The following is a 529-nucleotide window of genomic DNA, read 5'->3' on the forward strand; positions in this document are numbered from 1 at the left end:
CCAGTGCGAGTAGGCAGCAGATCCGGGCGTCTTCGGCGTCGTCCTTCTTCCTGGCCGGGCCACGGCGGCGGGCCACCAGGTCCGGGTTGACCGGAACAACGGTGAAACCAGCTTCCACCAGCGTCTCGACCAGCAGGCCGTGCCGGGTTTCCAGCACTACGCGGATGTCGGCCGGGTCCGGCTCCAGCTCCAGGCACCGCTCGATCAGCCGGTTGATCCCCTCCGGGCCGTGCGGAATCCGGAACTGCTTGATCACCCCCTTACCAGGCATCCCAAGTGCAACGTCGTGGAACGACTCCGCCCAGTCCACACCAACACCCAGCACGCGCACCTCACTCGACGCTTGCCCGAACGGTCAGGTCAGTGGAGGCGCAGCGCCGTGCTGATGGACCAGTCCTCCCGGGACAACACCCTCGTGGGCGTCGGGCCTCCACCGGTCACTCCCGGGGACGCCGTCTCACCAAAGTCCTCAAGGGACAAACCGCTAGAGCGTTCCCCGGAAGTGCCAGGTGAGAAAGGTAGTCCCATC

General features: G+C 66.4%; 1 protein-coding gene. It reads right to left on the bottom strand.

The genetic code is table 11. The annotated features are described in order from the left end of the window. Positions 1–325, bottom strand: a 325-nt coding sequence (locus FXF52_RS41260; RefSeq protein WP_148805079.1) for a transposase, incomplete at its 3' end; no start/stop codon positions are given. Positions 326–529: the final 204 nt, after the last annotated feature.

The organism is Micromonospora sp. MP36, assembly GCF_008119785.1.
Classification (GTDB): domain Bacteria; phylum Actinomycetota; class Actinomycetes; order Mycobacteriales; family Micromonosporaceae; genus Micromonospora.